We start from the raw sequence: 19,457 nt of genomic DNA on the forward strand, positions 1-19,457 counted from the left end.
GCCGTCGGCGGTCGGTTGCCGATGGCAGCCGACCGCGGACGGATGACCGCCGACAGCGAACAGAGAACAGCGGACAGATAACAGCAAACAGAAAACAGCGGACAGATAACAGATTTCGAAATCTGTTATCTGTCCGCTGTCGTTTGTCAGCCGTCAGCCGTCAGCCATCGGTGGCCACCCGCCGCCCGGCTGAGCCGCCGTCCGGTCAGTGACCGGCGATCGCGTGGACGAACTTGGCGCCGTTGACGGTGCCCAGGCCGCTGGCGAGGTCGTAGCCCTCGGTGGCGTTGTAGCCGGTGACGCCGTTCCAGCCGTTGTCGCCCTGCTTCACGTCCTCGATGCCGCTCCACTCGGTCGGGAGCAGGCTGAGGCCGTACAGGCGCCAGTTGATCTGGCCCAGGCGGTAGCCGGCGAGCTGGTCGGCGAGCGCGACGACGCCCGAGAACAGCGGGGTGGCCTCGCTGGTGCCGCCGGTGAGGTGCCAGCCGACGGCGGTCGGGTCGTAGGACTCGTAGGTCCAGGCGGCGCCGTCCACGGCCGCGCTCATGCTGATGTCCGGGGTGCCGCGGTGGTTGCCGGTGACGTTGGCGACGCCGGCCTGGTACCACGGGCGCTCGAAGATGCCGGAGACGCCGCCGCCGCCGGCGCCGGACTTGTCGTGCCACACCTTGTCGTCCGCGGTGCGCGCGCCGTTGTCGTCCAGGGTGAGCTGGGTGCCGCCGATGGAGGTGACCAGCGGGTCCGAGGACGGCCAGGAGTTGACCTTGTACGGGTACAGGTCGGTGCCGTTCTCCTTGGCGTCGGTGGTGCCGTTGTCGCCGGAGGCGGCGAGCACCGTGACGTTGTGGTCGGCGGCGGCCTTGAAGGCGTAGCGCAGGTCGGTGAGCGACTTGAAGTCGCCCTTGTCGAAGCCCGGGAAGGTGTTCTCGGTGGCGCCGAAGCTCTGCGAGATGACGTCGCCGCGGCCCTGCTTGATGAGGGCCTTCTCGGCGTCCATCATCTCGGGCAGGCCGGTGGTGCCCTCGGTCTCGGCGACGCCGGTCTCGACCAGGATGATGTGCGCGTCGGGGGCGACCGCGTGGGCGTACTCGACGTCCAGGGTGGTCTCGCCGGCCCAGCCGGTGTGGTCGGGGTTCTTCGGGTCGAAGACGGGGACGTTGCCCCACTTGACGACCTCGACGTTGGTGTCCTGGATGCCCCACTGCTTGTCGAAGACCTCCAGGTCGTGCTGGATGGTCGGCGAGCCGAAGGAGTCGACGATGACGATCGTGCGGCCCTTGCCGGTGATGCCCTCCTGGTACAGCGGGTTCAGGTTGTAGGCGTTCCGGTACTGCAGCGGCGAGTAGCAGTGGATGCCGATCTGGCTGACGCACTGGGTGGTGCTCAGCGGGGCGACGCGCGCCTGGGCGTTGTGGTGCCCGAAGGAGGCGGGGCGCACGTGGACGCCCGCGAGGTTCTGCGAGGGGGCGGCGGTCGCGGTACCGACGGCCGGTACGGCGACGGTGCCGGCCGTGAGGGCGGTGGCCCCGACGGCGAGCAGAGCCAGGGCGCGGCGGAGGGTGGCGGGGCTGCCCATGGGACTCCTAAGGACGCAGGGCCCGACCAGGTCCGGTCGGGTCGGTCCGGCCATCCCATCGATTGCCGCATGATCATGCCATAGTCATTTGGTGGGGTCATATGATCACCGTCATGGTCATGCTCGGCCACGCGAAAAGGTAAAGGCCGTCCCAGGGGAAAGTAACCTCGCATCTGGGACGGCCTGGTGACGACACGTCAGAAACCGCAGGGGCTACCGCGCGCCGCCGTTGACGTAGAGCGTCTGGCCGCTGACGTACGAGGAGTCCTCGCTCGCCAGGAAGACGACCACCGACGCGACCTCCTCCGGCTGCCCGACCCGGCGCAGCGGCGTACGGGCGGCGACCTCGGTCCGGTGGTCCTCGGCCGTGCTGCCGACCCGCTCGGCGGTGGCCGCGGTCATCGGGGTGGCGATGTAGCCGGGGGCGACGGCGTTGACATTGATGTTGAACGGCCCGAGCTCGATCGCCAGGGTCGCGGTCAGGCCCTGGATGCCGGCCTTGGCGGCGGCGTAGTTGGCCTGGCCCCGGTTGCCGAGGGCGGAGCGCGAGCTGAGCGAGACGATCTTCCCGTACTTCTGGGCCACCATGTACTTCTGCGCGACGTGGCTGCAGTTGTACGCGCTGGTCAGGTTGACCGTCAGCACCGCGTCCCAGTCGGACTTGGGCATCTTGAAGAACAGGTTGTCCCGGGTGATCCCGGCGTTGTTCACCAGGATGTGCAACCCGCCGAGATCCGCCGCGACCTGGGCGAACACCGCCTCGACGGCGTCGTAGTCGGCCACGTCGCACCCGTAGGCCCGGGCGGTGCCGCCCTTGGCGGTGATCTCGGCGACCGTCCCGGCCGCCCGGTCGGCGGTGAGGTCGACCACGGCGACCGCCGCGCCCTCCTCGGCCAGCCGGCGGGCGGTGGCCGCCCCGATGCCCTGCGCCGCGCCGGTCACCACGGCGACCTTGCCCGCGAAACGTGTCATGTGGACTCCTTGGAAAGAATGCGAAGAACGTGAACGTGGCGGAAACCGCCGCCCGTCCGGGGTCGGACGTCCTCGACGAGGCCGGACCTTCTCGACGAGGCCGGACGTCCTCGACGGGGCCGGACCTTCTCGACGGGGTCAAACGCTCTCGACCAGCACGGCCGTACCCTGCCCCACGCCCACGCACATGGTGGCCAGGCCGCGCCGGGCACCGGTACGGCGCATCCGGTGCAGCAGGGTGGTGAGGATGCGGGCGCCGGAGCCGCCCAGCGGGTGGCCGAGCGCGATCGCCCCGCCGCTGGGGTTGACCAGTTCGTCGGCCCGCTCCGGGTCGAACCCGATCCCGTCGGCGGAGGCCAGCGCCTGGGCGGCGAAGGCCTCGTTCAGCTCGGCGGTGTCCAGGTCGGCGAGCGACCAGCCGGCCCGGCCGAGCACCTTCGCCGTCGCCGGCACCGGTCCGATGCCCATGACGTCCGGGTGCACCCCGGCCGAGGCCCCGGCCACGTACCGGCCGAGCGGCTGCAGCCCGAGGTCGCGCAGCGCCTCCTCGCCGACCAGCAGCAGCCCGGCCGCGCCGTCGTTCATCGGCGAGGCGTTCCCGGCCGTGACGGTGCCCCCGGGCCGGAACGCCGGCTTGAGCCCGGCGAGCTTCGCCAGGCTGGTGTCCTCGCGGATGCCCTCGTCCCGGCTCACCGTGACCCCGTCCGGCCGCTCGACCGGGATCAGCTCGGCGTCGAAGTGCCCGTCCTTGCGGGCGGCGGCGGCCCGCTGGTGGCTGCGCAGCGCGAAGGCGTCCTGGCGCTCCCGTCCGATGCCGTGCCGGGCGGCCACCTCCTCGGCGGTCTCGCCCATGCTGAGCACGCCGTGCAGTTCGGCCATCCGCGGGTTGGTGAGCCGCCAGCCGAGCCGGGTGTCGTAGGTCTCGATGCGGTGCGGCAGCGCCTCGTCGGGGCGGGGGAGGACGAAGGGCGCGCGGGTCATCGACTCGCAGCCGCCGGCCAGCACCACGTCGGCCTCGCCGGAGCCGATGGCCCGGGCGGCGAGGGTGACGGCCTCCAGGCCGGAGGCGCAGAGCCGGTTGACGGTGGCTCCGGGGACGGTCTCGGGCAGGCCGGCCAGCAGGACGGCCATCCGGGCGGCGTTGCGGTTGTCCTCGCCGGCCTGGTTGGCGGCGCCCCAGTAGACGTCGTCGATGCGGGCCGGGTCGAGGGCGGGGGCGTCGGCGAGCAGGGCGCGCAGCACGGTGGCCGAGAGGTCGTCCGGGCGGACCGTGGCGAGCGCTCCGCGCAGCCGGCCGATGGGTGTGCGGCGGGCTGCGGCGAAATAGACAGGGCGCACGTCGTCGGGCTCCTTATCAGGTGGGGCGGTTCAGAAGGCGTTGACGCCGGTGAGGGCGCGTCCGATGAGCAGTTGGTGGATCTGGCTGGTGCCCTCGTAGAGGGTCATCACGCGCGCGTCGCGCAGGTACTTGCCGACCGGGTACTCGTCGATGAACCCGTACCCGCCGAACACCTGGAGCGCGTTGTTGGCGGCCCGGACGGCGGCTTCGCTCGCGTAGAGCTTGGCGACCGAGGACTCGGTGGCGAAGGGCAGGCCGCGTTCGATGTGGTCGGCGACTTTCCAGGTGAGCAGCCGGGCCGCCTCGACGTCCACGGCGATGCCGGCCAGCAGCTGCTGGACGAGTTGGTGCGAGGCGATCGGCCGCCCGAACTGCTCGCGCTCGCCGGCGTAGCGGACGGCGGCCTCCAGGCAGGCGCGGGCGATGCCGACGCAGCCCGCCGCGACCGACATCCGGCCCTTGGCCAGTGCGGCCATCGCCACCGTGAACCCCTTGCCGACCTCGCCGAGCCGGGCGCTGTCGGGCACCCGGACGCCGTCGAAGGCGAGTTCGGCGGTGGCCTGGCCGCGCAGGCCGAGCTTGCCGTGGATCTCGGTGCGGGTGAAGCCGGGCAGGCCGGTGGGGACGAGGAAGGCGGTGATGCCCCGGTGGCCGCGCTGCTCGGGCTCGTCGCCGCCGGTGCGGGCGAAGACCAGGGCGACGTCGGCCCAAGTGCCGTTGGTGATGAACATCTTGGCGCCGCTGATCAGCCAGTCCTCGCCGTCGCGGACCGCGCGGGTGGTGAGGTTGGCGGCGTCGGAGCCGGTGCCGGGTTCGGTGAGCGCGAAGCAGGCGAGCGCCTCGCCCGAGGTGAGCCGGGGCAGCCAGTGCCGCTTTTGCTCCTCGGTGCCGAAGCTGTTGATCGACTTGCCGACCAGGCCGAGCGAGACCGAGACGATCCCGCGCACGGCCGAGTCGCCGCGGCCGAGCTCCTCCAGGACCAGGCAGTAGGCGAGGTGGTCGCCGCCGCTGCCGCCGTACTCCTCGGGGATGGTCAGGCCGAGGAAGCCGACCTTCGCCAGCTTGCCGACGATCGCGCGGTCGACGGACTCGACCCGGTCCCACTCGGCGGCGTGGGGGACGATCTCGCGGTCGGTGAAGGCGGCGGCGAGGTCCCGGACGGCGCTCTGCTCCTCGGACAACTCCAGGTTCACGGCGGCTCCCGACTCGGGCCCGGGACGGCGTCGGACCCATTAAACTAGCGCTGCAAGTTTTATGGGGGGACTGTAGCCCCGGCCGGCCCGCCCTGGGAAGGGGCACCTGCCGGAAGCGGTCCCCACCGCACCCGACCGGGCGAACCGGCCCGAGGAACCGGAGGAAGCCGCCGCGATGGCCCGTCCACGCACTCCGCTGCTCAGCCGCGAGCGCATCGTCGCCGCCGCCCTGCGGCTCGTCGACGACGAGGGACTGGACGCCCTCTCCACCCGCCGCCTCGCCGCCGAGCTGTCGGTCAGCGGGCCCTCGCTCTACAACCACTTCGCCACCAAGGACGAACTGCTGGACGCGGTGGTGGACAGCGTCATCGGCGAGGTCGACTTGTCGATGTTCGGAGCGGGCGGTGCCACCGGTGCGGCCGGGACTGCGGGTCCTGTGGGTCCTGAGGATCCTGCCGGGACTCCGTGGCCGGAGGCGCTGAGGGACTGGGCCCGCTCCTACCGCAGCGCACTGGCCGCCCACCCCAACATCGTCCCGGTGCTGGCCCAGGGCCCGGGGCGGCGGCCGAACGCACTGCGCCTGGCCGACGCGGTCTTCGGCCACCTGGTCGACGCCGGGTGGCCGCGCGGCCAGGCGACCCGGATCGGCGCGTCGATGCGCTACTTCGTCACCGGCTCCGCGCTGGCCTCCTTCGCGGCCGGCTTCCCGGCGGACGCCGAGGTGTACGACGCGGCCGACTACCCGCACCTCGGCGAGGCGCACCGGCTGGCCGGGCACCGGGGGACGGTCGACGAAGGAGCCTTCGAGACCGGTCTGGAGGCGATGCTCGACGGGCTCGCCCTGCGCTACGCCCGCCTCCCCGCGCAGGCCTGACGCCGCACCGGCGGTCCCCGTCCGGGCCGACCGGCCTTCGCGGCACCGGTGTTCGCACCACCCGGCGCCCGCACCGCCCGGCGCCCGCACGGGCGGGCGGGCATCGGTGCCCGCGGTGCCCCCTGCTACCAGGGCTCGTGCGGGACGAAGGCCGGCCGCAGCTCCGGGTCCACCGGGTCGTAGTACCGGTGGTAGACCGGTGTCAGCCCGCCCGAGACCGGGGGCACGATCCAGCTCCAGTCCGCCGGGGTCGGGCGGCCGAGCCGCTTCTCCTGGGCGACGTGCTTGAGGAAGCGCTCCGACTCGGTGTGGTGGTCGGCGATCGTCACCCCGGCCTCCTGGAAGGAGTGCAGCACCGCGATGTTGAGCTCGATCAGCGCGCGGTCGCGCCAGAGCGTGCGGTCGCTGGAGGTGTCCAGGCCGAGGCGCTCGGCGACGGTGCCGAGCATGGCGTAGCGGTCGGCGTCGGCGAGGTTGCGGGCGCCGATCTCGGTGCCCATGTACCAGCCGTTGAACGGCGCGGTCGGGTAGCGGATGCCGCCGATCTCCAGCGTCAGGTCGCTGATCGCGGGCACCGCGTACCAGCGCAGCCCGAGGTCGGCGAACCAGCTGTGCTCGGGGTGGCTCAGCGGCACCTCCAGCGTGGTGTCGTCCGGCAGTTCGTACCAGGCGGGCGCTTCGTCGGGTCGTTCCCGGATCAGCAGGGGCAGGACCTCGAACCGGTCCTCGGCGCACTTCCATCCCAGGTCGCGGGCGCGGGTGGCGAGGGCCGTACCGGCCGGGTCGCCGACGACGCCCCCGTCGGTCCGGTGCCCGGCGTAGCGGACGAGCTGCTGGTTGAGGATGCGTGCGGCCGGACGTCCGGGGCGGTCGGGGGCGAACACCGAGACCACCGGCCGGATCCGCCCGCCGTTGCCGGCCAGCCGCAGGTGCTCGAAGCACTCGGCGGCGATGTCGTCGGCGGAGGAGAGGTGGCGCAGGTCGCGGACCACCAGGCTGCGCCAGTACAGCCGGCCGATGCAGCGGGCGGCGTTGCGCCAGGCGAGCTTGGCGCCGTAGGCGAGTTCGGCGGGGGTGTGCCGGTAGCTGCCGGTGCGCCCGATCTCGTCGAGGACGCCGCGAAGCCGTTGCTCCGGGTCACCGGCGGCGGGCTGTTCGCGGTGGAACTGCCGGATGAAGTCGGCGGCCTGGTCCGGGTCGGTGAACGGCGGCGGCGCGGGCGGCAGTTGCGTTCCGGACGACTGCCGGGCCCCGGACGGCGGTACGGCCGACGGCTGGGGCTCCGGCGGCGGCGCGGTCCGCAGCTTCGGCCGCGGTTCCGGCGTGTGCTGCGGTCCCGGTACGGGCTGCGGTTCCGGTACGGGGTCCGGACGCGTCGGCGGGGCCTGGTGCGCATGGGTGTGGGCGTACGGGCAGCCGCCGGTCGGGGCGGCGGGCGCGGGTCTGCGGGTGCGAAGCCGGTTGAAGATCAAGGACACATCCCTCCTGCCGAACAGGAGTACCGGAGGTGTCCGGTCCACCGCAGAGAGTGAACGATTCGGCCTCCGCACCCGCGCTGATCGCGCTAGGGTGCGGAGGCCGAAGGTCGGACTGTCCGATCAGCCGATGACCGGCGGTCAGCCCATGTCCTCCAGGCGGACGCCCTTCGTCTCCTTCAGGTACTTCGCCACGAAGGGGATCGACAGCGCCGCGAAGGCCGCGTAGACCAGGTAGGTCGCCGACAGGTTCCACCGCGACATGGACGGGAACGACACGGTGATCACCCAGTTCGCGATCCACTGCGCCGAGGCGGCGACGGAGAGCGCGGCGGCGCGGATCCGGTTCGGGAACATCTCGCCGAGCATCACCCAGACGACCACGCCCCAGGACATCGCGAAGAACAGCACGAACGCGTTGGCGGCGATCAGGGCGACCGTTCCCTGGAGGTCGGGCAGGGTGAGGTTGTCGCCGCTGCCGTTGGCCGAGGAGAACGCCCAGCCGGCCGTGCCGAGCGCGACCGCCATGCCGACGGATCCGATCAGGGCGAGCGGCTTGCGGCCGATCCGGTCGACCAGCACGATCGCGATCACGGTGCCGAGGATGTTGATGACCGAGCCGATGAAGCTGATCAGCAGCGAGTCGCCCTGGTCGATGCCGACCGACTGCCAGAGGATCGACGAGTAGTAGAAGATCACGTTGATGCCGACCAGCTGCTGGAAGACCGACAGGCCGATGCCGACCCAGACGATCGGCAGCAGGCCGAAGCGGCCGCCCAGCAGGTCGCGGAAGCGGGGGCGGTGGTCCGAGGCGATCAGCGTCCGGACTTCGGCGATCCGGGCTTCGGTGTCCACGTCCTCGCCCTCGACCTGGGCGAGGACCTTGCGGGCATCCGCCAGGCGGTCGGCCTGGATCAGGAAGCGCGGGGACTCGGGGATGACCGAGGCGAGCACGAAGTAGACGGCGGCCGGCACGACGCAGATGCCGAGCATCCACTGCCAGGCCTCCAGGCCGAGCAGCTGACCGCGGGTGTCGCCGCCGGCCGCCTGCGCCAGCAGCCAGTTGACCAGCTGGGATATCGCGATGCCGAGCACGATCGCGGCCTGCTGGAAGGAGGCCAGCCGGCCCCGGTACCTGGTCGGCGCGACCTCGGCGATGTAGGTCGGGGCGATCACCGAGGCGATGCCGATGGCGGCGCCGCCGAGGACGCGCCACAGGGCGAGGTCCCACGCGGAGAAGGGCAGCATCGAGCCGACCGCGCTGACCGCGAACAGCAGCGCGCCCGCCTTCATGACCTTGATGCGGCCGTACCGGTCGGCGAACCGGCCGGCCACCGCGGCGCCGACCGCCGAGCCGAGCAGGGCCGAGGAGACGATCAGGCCGGTCACGCCGCTTCCGACGCCGAACTTCTCCTGGATCCCGGAGACGGCGCCGTTGATCACGGAGCTGTCGTAGCCGAACAGGAACCCGCCGAGGGCCGCGGCGGCGGTGATGAAGACGACGAAGCCGAGGCGGCCGGGCGTGGGGGCCTCGACCGCCCCGGAGGGCTTCTGGGTGACGCTCACGATCTGACTCCTGGTACTCAACGCTGAGCTCGGTAGCCGAGATCGTAACCCCTATTCGTTTAACTCTTGTACACCGGGAAGCTCAATTTTCGCTCTGAGAATTCGTAAGGTGAACAAGCAAATTGAGCCGCCCGGTGCCCGCTGCCTGGCGCCCGCTCGGCGCCCGGGCGGCGTCCGCTCGGCGCCCGGGCGGCGCTCGGTGCCCGCCGCCCGGTGCCCGGCGCGCTCGCGCTACGCCGGGGCGGAGAGCGAGAGCCCGAACCGGCCCTGCGGGTCCGTCCACCAGTGGCTCAGCCGAAGCCCGGCCGCCGCCAGTTCGTCGGCCACCCGCTCGCGGCGGAACTTGGCCGACACCTCGGTGCGCAGTTCCTCGCCCCGGTCGAAGTGCACCGGCAGGTCCAGGGCCGGGATCTTCACGGTCTGCGAGCGCAGCGAGCGCAGCCGCATCTCGATCCACTCCTGCTCGGCGTCCCAGAGCGCGACGTGCTCGAAGGCGTCGGGGTCGAAGTCGGCGCCCAGCTCGCGGTTGAGCACGTTGAGCACGTTCCGGTTGAACTCGGCGGTCACCCCGGCGGAGTCGTCGTAGGCGGCGACCAGTACCGCCGGGTCCTTGACCAGGTCGGTGCCGAGCAGCAGGAAGTCGCCCGGGTCGAGGGCGGCGCGCAGGCCGCGCAGGAAGACCGCGCGCTCCCCGGGCAGCAGGTTGCCGAGGGTGCCGCCGAGGAAGGCGACCAGGCGCGGGCCGCCCTCCGGGGGCAGGCCGAGCCGGGCGGTGAAGTCGGCCAGGACCCCGTGCACGCCCAGCCCGGGGTACTCGGTGGAGAGCGCGGTGCCGGCCGCGGTCAGCGCGCTCTCGCTGACGTCCACCGGGACGTAGGTCTCCAGGGTGTCGAGCGCGCGCAGGGCGTCCAGCAGCAGCCGGGTCTTCTCGGAGGAGCCGGAGCCCAGCTCGACCAGGGTGCGGGCCCGGGTGGCGGCGGCGATCTCGCCGGCCCGGGCGGTCAGGATGGCCCGCTCGGCGCGGGTCGGGTAGTACTCGGGCAGCCGGGTGATCTCCTCGAAGAGCTCGCTGCCCCGCGCGTCGTAGAACCACTTCGGCGGGAGCCGCTTGGGTTCGGACGTCAGGCCCTGCCGGACGTCGTGGTGCAGCGCGGTGCTGAAGTGGTCGGCGGGCAGCAGTCGGGTGAGATCGAAGGTGTCCATGACAGCGTGGTTCCTCTGTTCAGAAAGTGAAGGGAGAGTGGAGGGTCAGCCGTTGCCGACGAGCGGACGGACGGTGACGCCGCGTCCGTCGGCCAGCAGCAGCGAGCCGTCCGGGACGGGCGTCCAGTCCGGTCCGTCGTCGTACGGCTCGGAGGCCACCACCGTGCCGAGACCCGGCAGGGTCCGGTGGTGAAGGGTGTCGCCCCAGGTCGTCGCGGCGATCGCGGTGCCGTCGGTGAGCAGCAGGTTGAGCCGCCCGGTGGTGTGCGCGGTGACGTCCTCGACCGTGCCCGCCAGGGCTTCGCCCAGCCCGGCGCCGGCCCGCAGCCGGTGCAGGGCGAGGGCCCAGAGCAGGGCCGAGTCGGTGCGCGCCGGCAGGTCCAGCAGTTCGGCCGGGGGGAGCAGGGCGGCCAGGGCGTCCAGCTTGCCCGGCCAGCCGGCCACCGCGCCGTTGTGGCTGAACAGCCAGCGTCCGGCGGCGAACGGCGCGGCCGCGCCCTCGCCCGCCGCACAGCCCTCGGTGGCGGAGCGCACGGCGGCCAGCAGCGCGCGGGTGCGGACCACCCGGGCGAGGTCGGCGAAGGTCTCGTCCGCCCAGATCGGCCCGGCCCGGCGGTAGCGGGCGGGCGCCTCGTCGCCGTCCGCGTACCAGCCGAGGCCGAAGCCGTCCACGTTGACCGTGCCGTACTGCTGCGTCCGGGGTGCCCAGGACTGCCGGTACAGGCCGTACGGCGGCCGCACCACCAGCTCCCGCGGTGCCAGCGGCTCGCCCAGGTAGGCGAGGTGACGGCACATCAGGAGTGCTCCTGGTCACGGGCGGTGCGGAACCCGGCGAAGATCTGCCGCCGGACCGGGTAGTCCCAGTTGCGGAACGTGCCCCGGCAGGCGACCGGTGCCACCGCGAAGCAGCCGCCGCGCAGCACCTTGTACTCAGGCCCGAAGAAGACCTCCGAGTACTCCTTGTACGGCCAGGCCCGGAAGCCCGGGTAGGAGTGGAAGTCACTGGCCGTCCACTCCCATACGTCGCCGATCAACTGCCGGACACCGTACGGGGACTGGCCCTCCGGGTAGCTGCCGGCGCCGGCCGGGCGCAGGTGGCGCTGGTCCAGGTTGGCGTGCTGGGGGCCGGGGGCCCCGTCGCCCCAGGGGTAGCGGCGGGAGCGGCCGGTGGCCGGGTCGTGACGGGCCGCCTTCTCCCACTCCGCCTCGGTCGGCAGCCGCCGTCCGGCCCACCGGGCGTACGCGTCCGCCTCGTACCAACTGACGTGCAGCACCGGCTCGTCGGGCTCGACGGGCTCGACCGTGCCGAAGCGGCGGCGCAGCCACTCGCCGTCCTGCCGCTGCCAGAACAGCGGGGCGGTCAGGCCGGCCCGCTGCCGGTGCGCCCAGCCCTCCGCCGTCCACCAGCGGGGGTCGTCGTAGCCGCCGTCCTCGATGAAGCGCCGGTAGGCCGCGTTGGTGACCGGTGTGGTGTCGAGCAGGAAGGCCGGCAGGTCGACGGTGTGGGCCGGGCGCTCGTTGTCCAGTGCCCATGGCTCGGTGTCCGTCCCCATGGTGAACGGGCCTGCGGGGATCAGGACTTCGGCGGGCAGCGTGGCCGCGTCGGCGGGCGCGGGCGGCGGCGGGGGAGCGGCCAGAGCCGGCTCGCCCCTGCGCAGCTGGTGGGTGATGAGCATCGTCTCGTCGTGCTGCTGCTCGTGCTGGGCGATCATCCCGAACGCGAACCCGGAGTCCAGCAGCGGCGCGCCCTCCAACGGGCTGGCGGCGAGCAGGTCCAGCACCCGGCCGCGCACGTCGTGGGCGTAGGCGCGGGCCTCGGCGGGCGGGAGCAGCGGCAGGCTGGGCCGCTCGGCCCGGGGGTGCTGGAAGGCGTCGTACAGCGGGTCGATCTCCGGGTGCATCGGGTCGCGGCCGCCGACGTTGCGCAGCAGCCAGAGCTCCTCCTGGTTGCCGATGTGCGCGAGGTCCCAGACCAGCGGGGACATCAGCGGCGAGTGCTGGGCGGTGAGGTCGCCCTCCTCGACGCAGTCGGTCAGCGCGGCGGTCCGGGCACGGGCGGCGAGCAGCTCGGCGGCGATGGTCTCGCGCAGGTCCTCGATGCCGCGCGCCGGGAAGGGCGGGGCGGTCGGGGCGGCGGGGGCTGCGGTCGGGCCGTTCGGTCGGACGTCGGTCATGGTGCGGCCTCCTCCGGAGGAGTGCGTCGGGTGCCGGAGCGCAGGGCGTCCAGCTGGTCGTCGGCCGGGCAGCGGCCGCGCGCGGGGTAGCGCTCGGCGAACTCGGCGACGGCGGCGCGCAGCCGCCCGGCGCCGGGCAGGCGGCCCAGCGCGGCGTCGGCGGCGGCGAAGCAGGTGAGGGCGGCCCGGCGCAGCTCGGGGTCGGCCACGGCCAGGGTGGCGGCGCGCCGCCAGACCTCGCTGCGCGGCGGTCGCGGGCCGTCCGGCCCCTGCGGCCGGTTCAGGGAGTCGAGCGGCTCCAGTGCGGCCAGGGCGGCGTCGGCGGCCACCGGGTCGTCCAGCAGCGCGGTGACCAGCGCGGTGACCACGGCCCAGCCGTCCCCGGGCTGGGCGTCGATCATCCGCAGCTCCAAGTGGCCGCGCGGGCGCACCGGCGGGAACAGCGTGGTGCAGTGGTATTCCAAGTCGGCGAGCGTGGGCGGGCGTTCACCCGAGCCCCGGATCCAGTCACGGAAGGTCAGCCCGGCGGGGGCCGTCCACGGCAGGCCCTCCGGCCGTTGCACGCACAGCACTTCGGCGTCCAGCACGTACTGCGCCCAGGCCTCGCGCGGGTCGCCGTGGTCCGGCTCCGGGGCGAGTGTGCGCGACGGGTCCATCCGGGACCAGACGGTCTGCCGGGTCGACCGGTGGCCGGTCGGCCTGCCGTCCAGGATCGGGGAGTTGGCGAAAGCCGCGACCAGGACGGGGCCCAGCCGGTGGACCAGCTGCCAGCGGCGCTCCGCCGCCTGCGGGCCGTCCGCGTCGCCGGCGTCCAGGCACACCTGCACCGAGGCGGTGCCGGTCATCATGATCCGGCCCCAGGGCCCGGCGGAGTCGAAGAACCGCTCCATCGCGAGGTAGCGGGGGTGGTCCAGCACCATCCTGCGGGGGCGGGCCAGTGGGTCGGTCCCGGTGCCGGTGAGTCGCAGGCCCTGGGCCGCGAAGGCGGCCCGCAGGGCGGTCAGATCGCGTCGGGTGTCCTCGACGCAGGCCACGAGGCCGGTGGCGGGCGGGGAGCTGAGCTCTACCTGTCCGCCGGGTTCGAGCGTGAGGCGCGAACCGGAGGGGAGCGAGGTGCCGTCGGCGCCGCCGAGGGGCAGCGAATCGAGTGCGGCGTGGAGCAGTTCCGGCCGTACGGGCCGGGTCGGACATCGATCGTCATGGACGAACCACTCGACCTCGACCCCCACCAGGCGGGGAGGTCCGATCTTGAAGCAGACGCCCGACACGTGGCTGCGCGCCCCCGATTCGGTCAACGGGGTCACCCCCGTCAGGGGTGGTGGCGTGCTCTGCCGGTCGGGTTGTGTGGTGCGGGATGTCGGTATCACCGGACTCACCATCCTCGGGATCACGATTGCGGCCCGGTCTACTTTGCCCAGTCTGCTACGGAGCATGCGGGGGCGCTCCGCAAAAATCGTGTGAACGTTCGTTTCTGCAGCTCAGGGGCATGGCGAACGGGTGAAAAGGGGGTTTGAGGGAGGGTTTGCGCGCCCGGATGCGAGCCCCGGCACGCTCCGGCGCGTGCCGGGCTCACCCGAGGTCGAGCCGCTCCAGCCGCGCCAGGACGGTGTCCAGTACGGAGTTCGGGAGGGCGTAGTTCAACCGCAGCGAACCCTGGCCGCCGGGGCCGAATTCGGCGCCGTCGGAGGCCTCCAGGCCGCAGCGCTCCAGCAGCGCCCGCCGCGCCGCCCCGGGCGGCAGACCGAGGGCGGCGGCGTCCAGCCAGAGCAGGTACGAGGCCTGCGGCGCCGAGCGGACGGCGGAGCCGAGGCGGTCGGTGAGCCGGACCCGGGCGTCGGAGAGGTGGGCGAGCAGCGTGTCCAGCCACGGACCCCCCTCGCGCAGCGCCGCCTCCTGCACGGTCTGCTCCAGCAGGCCGCCCTCCCAGAGGCCGTAGCCAGCCAGCGCGTCGGCGAACCGCGCGCGCAGCCCGGGATCGGGGACGAGGGCGAAACTGCTGGGGATCCCCGAGCAGTTGAAGGTCTTGCCGACGGAGTTGAGGGTGACGGCGAGGTGCCGGTGCGCCGGGTCGACGGTGGTGACCGCGACGGGGTGGACGTGGCCGGGGTGGGTGAGGTCGCCGTGCACCTCGTCCGAGACCAGAAGCGCGCCCGCCTCCGCCGCCCGCCCGGCCAGGGCGCGCAGCTCCTCGGCGGACCAGACCCGGGCGGAGGGGTTGTGCGGGCTGCTGAGCAGGACGGCGGTGGCGGGGCCGGGCAGCGGGCCGTCCGGGAGCCGGTAGCCGTCCGGGCCGACGGGGAGCGGGAGTTCGCGGTACCCGATCCGGGCGGCCCGGCACAGCTGGGCGAAGCCGCCCCACTCCGGGGCCGGGAACAGGACAGGCGCCTGCGGCCGTACGGTCTCCAGCAGGACGCGAAGGGCGGTGCGCGGGCCGCAGGGCAGCAGCAGGACCCAGTCCGGGTCCACGGCGGCGCCGTGCCGGGCGCGGTACCAGTCGGCGACCAGCTGCCGGCCGGCCGGGTCGCACGCCGTGTAGCCGTACGCGCGGTGGCCGGCGCGACGGCGCAGGGCCTCGGCGATGGCGGGCGGGCCGGGGAGGTCCATGTCGGCGAGGCCCATCGGGACCACCCCGGGGGAGTCCGCGCGGGCCCACTTGCTGCTGCCGGTGCCGGAGCGGTCGAAGGGGGCGGTGAAGTCGGCGGTGAAGTCGGTGGTGAGGTCGGGAGCCGGGGCGGGCTCGGGGGCGGCCGTGGGATCGGGGGCCGGGACGCCGCGAACAGATGACAGATTTCGAAATCTGTTATCTGTTCGCTGAAAGCTGTCGTCTGTCATCTGTCATCCGTCATCTGTTCGCCGGCACCCGTGGTCCGGTGCCGCTGCCGTCTGCTCCTGCCCCGCCAGGTACGCCGCCAGCCCCCGCCGCCCCCGTCGCATCATCACCGCGTGGTTGGCCCGGAACACCGGGTGAAGGGGCAGGGCGAGCCGTCGCAGCAGCGGCTTTCCGGGCCGGGTGTCCTCCTCGAACAGCACCCGGCTGCCGCCGCCGGCCGGGGCACCCGTACCGCCGGGCTCGTCCGCCGTCACCGTGAACCGTGACCACCCGGTCAGGTCGCCCCGCATGACCGCCTCCAGCACCCCCGCGACCGGGTCGCGCCGCCTCGTCTCCAGGCCGATCACCAGCCGGTACGGCAGCAGGGCGCGCACCACCACGTCCCCGGTGGCCTCGCCGGTCGGCCGCACCTCGCGGATCTCCGGCCACCACAGCGGGTAGCTCCGCACGTCCTCCAGCACCGCGTACACGGCGGACGTCGGTGCGGCGAGCCGCCACACGCCCCGGAAGCGGTAGTGGTTGGGGTCCACGCGCTCACCCTAGCCGGGCCGGGGCGGCGTGAAGCCCGAACGTCGGCAGGCCGTTGCCGAGTTGGCGCCGGTTCCGCCCTGGCCCCGCTCCGGGACGGGACCGACCGGGCTCCCGCCCCGCTCCGGTGCGGCTCCAGTGCGGCTCCGGGCGCGGAGGTGAACACTCCGCTTGCACCCGTTCGGGGTGCGGGGGAGGATCTTCTGTGCTTGTAGTCTCATCTATCACTGCAGCATCCCGAGGGCGCTGCAACCCCAGAACCGGAGTGAAGGAGTCACAGGCATGCGGCGACCGAACTGGGTACCGGAGGGCACGGACCTGGACAAACCGAACGCCGCACGGGTCTACGACTACTACCTCGGGGGCTCGCACAACTTCGAGGTCGACCGGGAGATGGCCCGCAAGGCGATCGCCCTGTGGCCGGAGCTGCCGCAGATCATGCGCTCCAACCGAGCCTTCCTGCGCCGCGCCGTGACCTTCCTCGCCGAGCAGGGCATCAGCAGGTTCCTGGACATCGGCTCCGGCATCCCCACCTTCGGCGCGGTGCACGAGATCGCCCGCGCGATCCGCCCCGAGGCGAAGGTCGTCTACGTGGACCGCGACCCGGTCGCCGTCGCGCACAGCAAGCTGCTGCTGGAGGACGACCCGGCCAGCTCCGTCGTCCAGGCCGACCTGCGCGACGTCGAGCACCTGCTGTCCCGCCCCGAGGTGGTCGAGCTGCTGGCGGAGGGCGAGCCGGTGGCCGTGCTGCTGGTGGCCGTCGCGCACTTCGTCAGCGACGACGAGGACCCCTGGAAGCTGATCGGCGTGGTCCGCGACGCGCTCCCGCCCGGGAGCGCGCTGGTGCTCTCGCACGCTTCGCTGGAAGGCCGCCCGGACCAGGCGGAGGACCACCAGAAGCTCTACCGGAAGACGCCGACCCCGCTGACCATGCGTACCCACGAGCAGATCACCGCGATGTTCGCGGGCTTCGAGCTGGTCGAGCCGGGCGTGGTCTACCTGCCGCAGTGGCGCCCGGACCAGCCCGACACCGTCGGCGAGCACCCCGAGCGGATGACCGGGGTGGCGGGCGTGGGGCTCCGCCCTTGAGCGGACGCGACAGCCGGGGCACCGACGGCCGCCCACCCCGCGAGGCGGCCGCCGGGCGCACGGCGCTGGGCACGGCCGGCACCACGGCACCGCTGGGTACGGTCGGCACCACCGCGTTCGGTACCGGCGGGACCACCGCCTCCGGCACGGGCGGGACCACCGCCTCCGGTGCCGGCCGAGTGCCCGGGGCGCGCCGATGAGTACCGCCCCGGTGCGCGGCGACGCCGAACGCTTCCACGAGGAGTGGGCCCGGCTGCTCTCGGCCGACCACGGCATCGCCGTCCACCCCGGCCTGCTCAACCGGCTGGTCGCACGCACCGCCGCCCTGCTGCACCGGGCCCAGGAGGACGAGCCCTTCGAGCCCCGCCTGGCCGCGCAGGCCGGCGCCGAACTGGTCGACGCGCACTTCACCGACCCGGTGCTGCTGGCCCGGACCGTCGAGCTGCTCCAGGCGCAGCCCCTCGCGGACGACCGGGGCCCCGCCCTGACCGGCGCCTTCGCGGCCGGCTGGGCCGCCGCCCTGCGCGAGCGCACGCTGAGCGAGCAGGAGGCGATCCGCACCGCCGCCGACGCCGCCCGCAAGGAGGCCGAGCGGGCGCTGCGCGCCTCCGAGGCCCGGTTCCGCGCGCTGTTCGAGAGCGCGGCGATCGGCATCGGCATCGGTGACACCGACGGCAACATCATGGCCGTCAACAAGGCCCTTCAGGAGCTGTTCGGTGCGGGCCCGGCGGACATGATCGGCCGCCGGGTCGGCGACCTCGTGCACCCCGAGGATGCCCCGGGCGTGTGGGAGGCGTACGAGGAACTGATCAGCGGCAAGCGCGACTACTTCCAGTTCGACAAGCCGTACTACCGCCAGGACGGCGAGGTGGTCTGGACCCACCTGACCGTCTCGCTGATCCGCGACGACGACGGCTCCCCGCAGTACCAGGTCGCGATGCTGGAGGACGTCACCGACCGCTACCGCCTCCAGGAGCGGCTGCGCCACCAGGCCACCCACGACCCGCTGACCGGCCTGCCCAACCGGGCGGCCTTCTTCGAGCGGCTGGAGAAGCTGTTCGAGGACCCGGAGCCGGGCGCCCGCTTCGGCCTCTGCTACGTCGACCTCGACGGCTTCAAGGTGGTCAACGACAGCCTCGGCCACGACATGGGCGACCAGCTGCTGGCCGCCGTCGCCGCGCGCCTGAAGGCCGCCCTCACCCCGGCCGGACACCTGGTGGCCCGGCTCGGCGGCGACGAGTTCGTCGTCCTGCTGGAGAAGTGCCGCGGCGAGCAGGAGGCGGTGGCCGCCGCGAAGAGCGTGCTCAAGGCACTGGCCGGCCCGGTGCTGATCGGCGACCACAAGCTCGCCGTGGGCGCCAGTGTCGGCGTGCTCGAACGGCGGGTCTCCACCACCACCCCGGGCGCCGCCGTCCGGGCCGCCGACCTCACCCTGTACCGCGCCAAGGAGGCGGGCCGCGGCCGCTGGACGCTGTTCGACCCCAAGGAGAACGCCCGCGCGGTCAGCCGCTACGCGGTGTCGGTGCGGATGCCGGCCGCCCTCGACCGCGGCGAGTTCTTCATCGACTACCAGCCGCTCTACCGCCTCGCGGACGGCCGGCTGGCCGCCGTGGAGGCGCTGGTGCGCTGGCGCCACCCGCAGCTCGGCGTGCTCGGGCCGGACGAGTTCGTCACCACCGCGGAGGAGACCGGGCTGATCATGCCGCTCGGCCGCTGGGTGCTGGAGCAGGCCTCCGGCCAGGCCGCCGAGTGGATCAAACGGTTCGGCGACGCCGCGCCGCAGCTGAACGTCAACCTGGCGGTCCGCCAGGCGCGCAGTGCCGCCCTGGTCACCGACCTCGCCCGGATCCTGGACAGCACCGGCCTGGACCCGGCCCGGCTCCAACTGGAGATCACCGAGTCGACCGTGGTCGGGCCCGAGGACGAGGCGCTGCGCACCCTGCACGGGCTGGTCGACCTCGGGGTGTCGCTGGCCGTGGACGACTTCGGCACCGGCTGGTCCAACCTCGCCTACCTGCGGGATCTGCCGGTCTCCGGGCTGAAGATCGCCGGATCCTTCGTCGGGGACCTGCACGAGCCGGGCAAGGACGAGTCCACCGGGTGGCGGATCGTCAGCGGTCTGGTGTCGATGGCGCACGCGCTCGGCCTGAACGTCACCGCCGAGGGCGTGGAGACCGCCAGGGACGCCGAGCGGCTGCGGACCATGGGCTGCGACTGGGCGCAGGGCTGGCACTTCGGCCGACCGGTGCGGCCGGACGAGATCGCCCGGCGGATCCTGGAGGAGCCGAAGGGGCGTCCGGTCGGGGACCGCTGAGGGGCGGCCCCGACGCGGCTGCGGCACGGCTGCGGCGCGGTTGCGGTCGGGGAACGGCCTGGGTTCCGTCGGGCCGGGGTCAGGCCGGGGTCAGGTCCGGCTCGGGCCTCGGTCGAGCCAGGTCAGGCCCCGGGGCGGGCTTCAGGTCGGGCCCCGGTCGTCGGGGCGGGCGGTGCCGGTTCCCCGCCGCTGGTCGCGCTTGGGTATCGGTCCTGCGCCGGGTCGGTCCTGATCCGGGAAACCGCCCGACACCTCTACCCGCCGTGCGGGATGATGACGCGTCAAAATCACCAGTCGGCATCGGCGCACCCGTGGTCACGGCCC

General features: G+C 73.4%; 16 protein-coding genes. 4 read left to right on the forward strand and 12 right to left on the reverse strand.

The window, feature by feature from the left end; translation table 11 throughout:
- Nucleotides 1-205: 205 nt before the first annotated feature.
- The 4 genes from ACFQ6N_RS06380 to ACFQ6N_RS06395 form a co-directional block, all read right to left on the reverse strand.
- The gene (locus ACFQ6N_RS06380; protein ID WP_380647296.1) at nucleotides 206-1,576 is read right to left on the reverse strand and encodes a S8 family serine peptidase; all 1,371 of its coding nucleotides are present in this window, start codon (nucleotides 1,574-1,576) and stop codon (nucleotides 206-208) included.
- Between the two features lie 213 nt (nucleotides 1,577-1,789).
- Entirely contained in the window at nucleotides 1,790-2,548 is a 759-nt protein-coding gene (fabG, locus tag ACFQ6N_RS06385) for a 3-oxoacyl-ACP reductase FabG (protein WP_380647297.1), read from the reverse strand.
- A 138-nt stretch (nucleotides 2,549-2,686) separates the two neighbouring features.
- Nucleotides 2,687-3,886, reverse strand: a complete 1,200-nt coding sequence (locus ACFQ6N_RS06390) for a thiolase family protein (RefSeq protein WP_380647298.1) — start codon at nucleotides 3,884-3,886, stop codon at nucleotides 2,687-2,689.
- 30 nt (nucleotides 3,887-3,916) lie between these two features.
- Nucleotides 3,917-5,080 carry an acyl-CoA dehydrogenase family protein gene (locus ACFQ6N_RS06395; protein WP_380647300.1) on the reverse strand — a complete coding sequence of 388 codons (1,164 nt, stop codon included), beginning with the start codon at nucleotides 5,078-5,080 and terminating at the stop codon, nucleotides 3,917-3,919.
- A gap of 175 nt (nucleotides 5,081-5,255) precedes the next feature.
- Between ACFQ6N_RS06395 and ACFQ6N_RS06400 the strand changes: the two genes are divergently transcribed.
- Nucleotides 5,256-5,954: a TetR/AcrR family transcriptional regulator gene (locus ACFQ6N_RS06400; protein ID WP_380647302.1), complete on the forward strand. Its 699-nt coding sequence runs from the start codon at nucleotides 5,256-5,258 to the stop codon at nucleotides 5,952-5,954.
- Between the two features lie 125 nt (nucleotides 5,955-6,079).
- Here the strand turns inward: ACFQ6N_RS06400 and ACFQ6N_RS06405 are convergent, their stop codons facing one another.
- From ACFQ6N_RS06405 to ACFQ6N_RS06440, 8 genes are all read right to left on the reverse strand, one after another.
- Nucleotides 6,080-7,432: a nitric oxide synthase oxygenase gene (locus ACFQ6N_RS06405; protein ID WP_380647303.1), complete on the reverse strand. Its 1,353-nt coding sequence runs from the start codon at nucleotides 7,430-7,432 to the stop codon at nucleotides 6,080-6,082.
- A gap of 138 nt (nucleotides 7,433-7,570) precedes the next feature.
- Nucleotides 7,571-8,998, reverse strand: coding sequence for a sugar porter family MFS transporter (locus ACFQ6N_RS06410; RefSeq protein ID WP_380647357.1), 1,428 nt, complete (start codon nucleotides 8,996-8,998; stop codon nucleotides 7,571-7,573).
- A 228-nt stretch (nucleotides 8,999-9,226) separates the two neighbouring features.
- Nucleotides 9,227-10,198 (reverse strand): L-histidine N(alpha)-methyltransferase, encoded by a 972-nt coding sequence (gene egtD, locus ACFQ6N_RS06415; RefSeq protein ID WP_380647304.1) that lies wholly within the window; start codon nucleotides 10,196-10,198, stop codon nucleotides 9,227-9,229.
- Between the two features lie 45 nt (nucleotides 10,199-10,243).
- Nucleotides 10,244-10,993, reverse strand: a complete 750-nt coding sequence (gene egtC, locus ACFQ6N_RS06420) for an ergothioneine biosynthesis protein EgtC (RefSeq protein ID WP_380647305.1) — start codon at nucleotides 10,991-10,993, stop codon at nucleotides 10,244-10,246.
- Nucleotides 10,993-12,372, reverse strand: coding sequence for an ergothioneine biosynthesis protein EgtB (gene egtB, locus ACFQ6N_RS06425; RefSeq protein ID WP_380647306.1), 1,380 nt, complete (start codon nucleotides 12,370-12,372; stop codon nucleotides 10,993-10,995). The genes egtC and egtB overlap by 1 nt, the downstream gene beginning before the upstream one ends.
- Complete coding sequence (gene egtA / locus ACFQ6N_RS06430) at nucleotides 12,369-13,676, reverse strand: ergothioneine biosynthesis glutamate--cysteine ligase EgtA (protein ID WP_380647308.1); 1,308 nt, start codon at nucleotides 13,674-13,676, stop codon at nucleotides 12,369-12,371. Before egtA ends, egtB begins: the two co-directional genes overlap by 4 nt.
- 265 nt (nucleotides 13,677-13,941) lie before the next feature.
- Nucleotides 13,942-15,204: a MalY/PatB family protein gene (locus ACFQ6N_RS06435; protein ID WP_380647309.1), complete on the reverse strand. Its 1,263-nt coding sequence runs from the start codon at nucleotides 15,202-15,204 to the stop codon at nucleotides 13,942-13,944.
- 3 nt (nucleotides 15,205-15,207) lie between these two features.
- On the reverse strand, nucleotides 15,208-15,732 hold the full coding sequence (locus ACFQ6N_RS06440; protein WP_380647310.1) for an SRPBCC family protein: 525 nt from the start codon (nucleotides 15,730-15,732) through the stop codon (nucleotides 15,208-15,210).
- A 280-nt stretch (nucleotides 15,733-16,012) separates the two neighbouring features.
- Between ACFQ6N_RS06440 and ACFQ6N_RS06445 the strand changes: the two genes are divergently transcribed.
- From ACFQ6N_RS06445 to ACFQ6N_RS06455, 3 genes are read left to right on the forward strand one after another with little or no spacing between them, the layout of a single operon-like run.
- Entirely contained in the window at nucleotides 16,013-16,819 is an 807-nt protein-coding gene (locus ACFQ6N_RS06445) for an SAM-dependent methyltransferase (protein ID WP_380647311.1), read from the forward strand.
- A complete protein-coding gene (locus ACFQ6N_RS06450) occupies nucleotides 16,816-17,019 on the forward strand; it encodes a hypothetical protein (protein WP_380647312.1) in 204 nt (67 codons plus the stop codon). Before ACFQ6N_RS06445 ends, ACFQ6N_RS06450 begins: the two co-directional genes overlap by 4 nt.
- On the forward strand, nucleotides 17,016-19,133 hold the full coding sequence (locus ACFQ6N_RS06455) for a putative bifunctional diguanylate cyclase/phosphodiesterase (protein ID WP_380647314.1): 2,118 nt from the start codon (nucleotides 17,016-17,018) through the stop codon (nucleotides 19,131-19,133). The genes ACFQ6N_RS06450 and ACFQ6N_RS06455 overlap by 4 nt, the downstream gene beginning before the upstream one ends.
- Nucleotides 19,134-19,457: the final 324 nt, after the last annotated feature.

It is taken from the genome of Kitasatospora sp. NPDC056446, assembly GCF_042796115.1.
GTDB lineage: Bacteria > Actinomycetota > Actinomycetes > Streptomycetales > Streptomycetaceae > Kitasatospora.

Excerpts from the sequence above, each read along its gene's own strand:
- ACFQ6N_RS06380 (WP_380647296.1), bottom strand. The coding sequence starts at position 1,576 with ATGGGCAGCCCCGCCACCCTCCGCCGCGCCCTGGCTCTGCTCGCCGTC.
- fabG (WP_380647297.1), bottom strand. The coding sequence starts at position 2,548 with ATGACACGTTTCGCGGGCAAGGTCGCCGTGGTGACCGGCGCGGCGCAG.
- ACFQ6N_RS06400 (WP_380647302.1), top strand. The coding sequence starts at position 5,256 with ATGGCCCGTCCACGCACTCCGCTGCTCAGCCGCGAGCGCATCGTCGCC.
- egtD (WP_380647304.1), bottom strand. The coding sequence starts at position 10,198 with ATGGACACCTTCGATCTCACCCGACTGCTGCCCGCCGACCACTTCAGC.
- egtC (WP_380647305.1), bottom strand. The coding sequence starts at position 10,993 with ATGTGCCGTCACCTCGCCTACCTGGGCGAGCCGCTGGCACCGCGGGAG.
- egtB (WP_380647306.1), bottom strand. The coding sequence starts at position 12,372 with ATGACCGACGTCCGACCGAACGGCCCGACCGCAGCCCCCGCCGCCCCG.
- ACFQ6N_RS06435 (WP_380647309.1), bottom strand. The coding sequence starts at position 15,204 with ATGACAGACGACAGCTTTCAGCGAACAGATAACAGATTTCGAAATCTG.
- ACFQ6N_RS06445 (WP_380647311.1), top strand. The coding sequence starts at position 16,013 with ATGCGGCGACCGAACTGGGTACCGGAGGGCACGGACCTGGACAAACCG.
- ACFQ6N_RS06455 (WP_380647314.1), top strand. The coding sequence starts at position 17,016 with ATGAGTACCGCCCCGGTGCGCGGCGACGCCGAACGCTTCCACGAGGAG.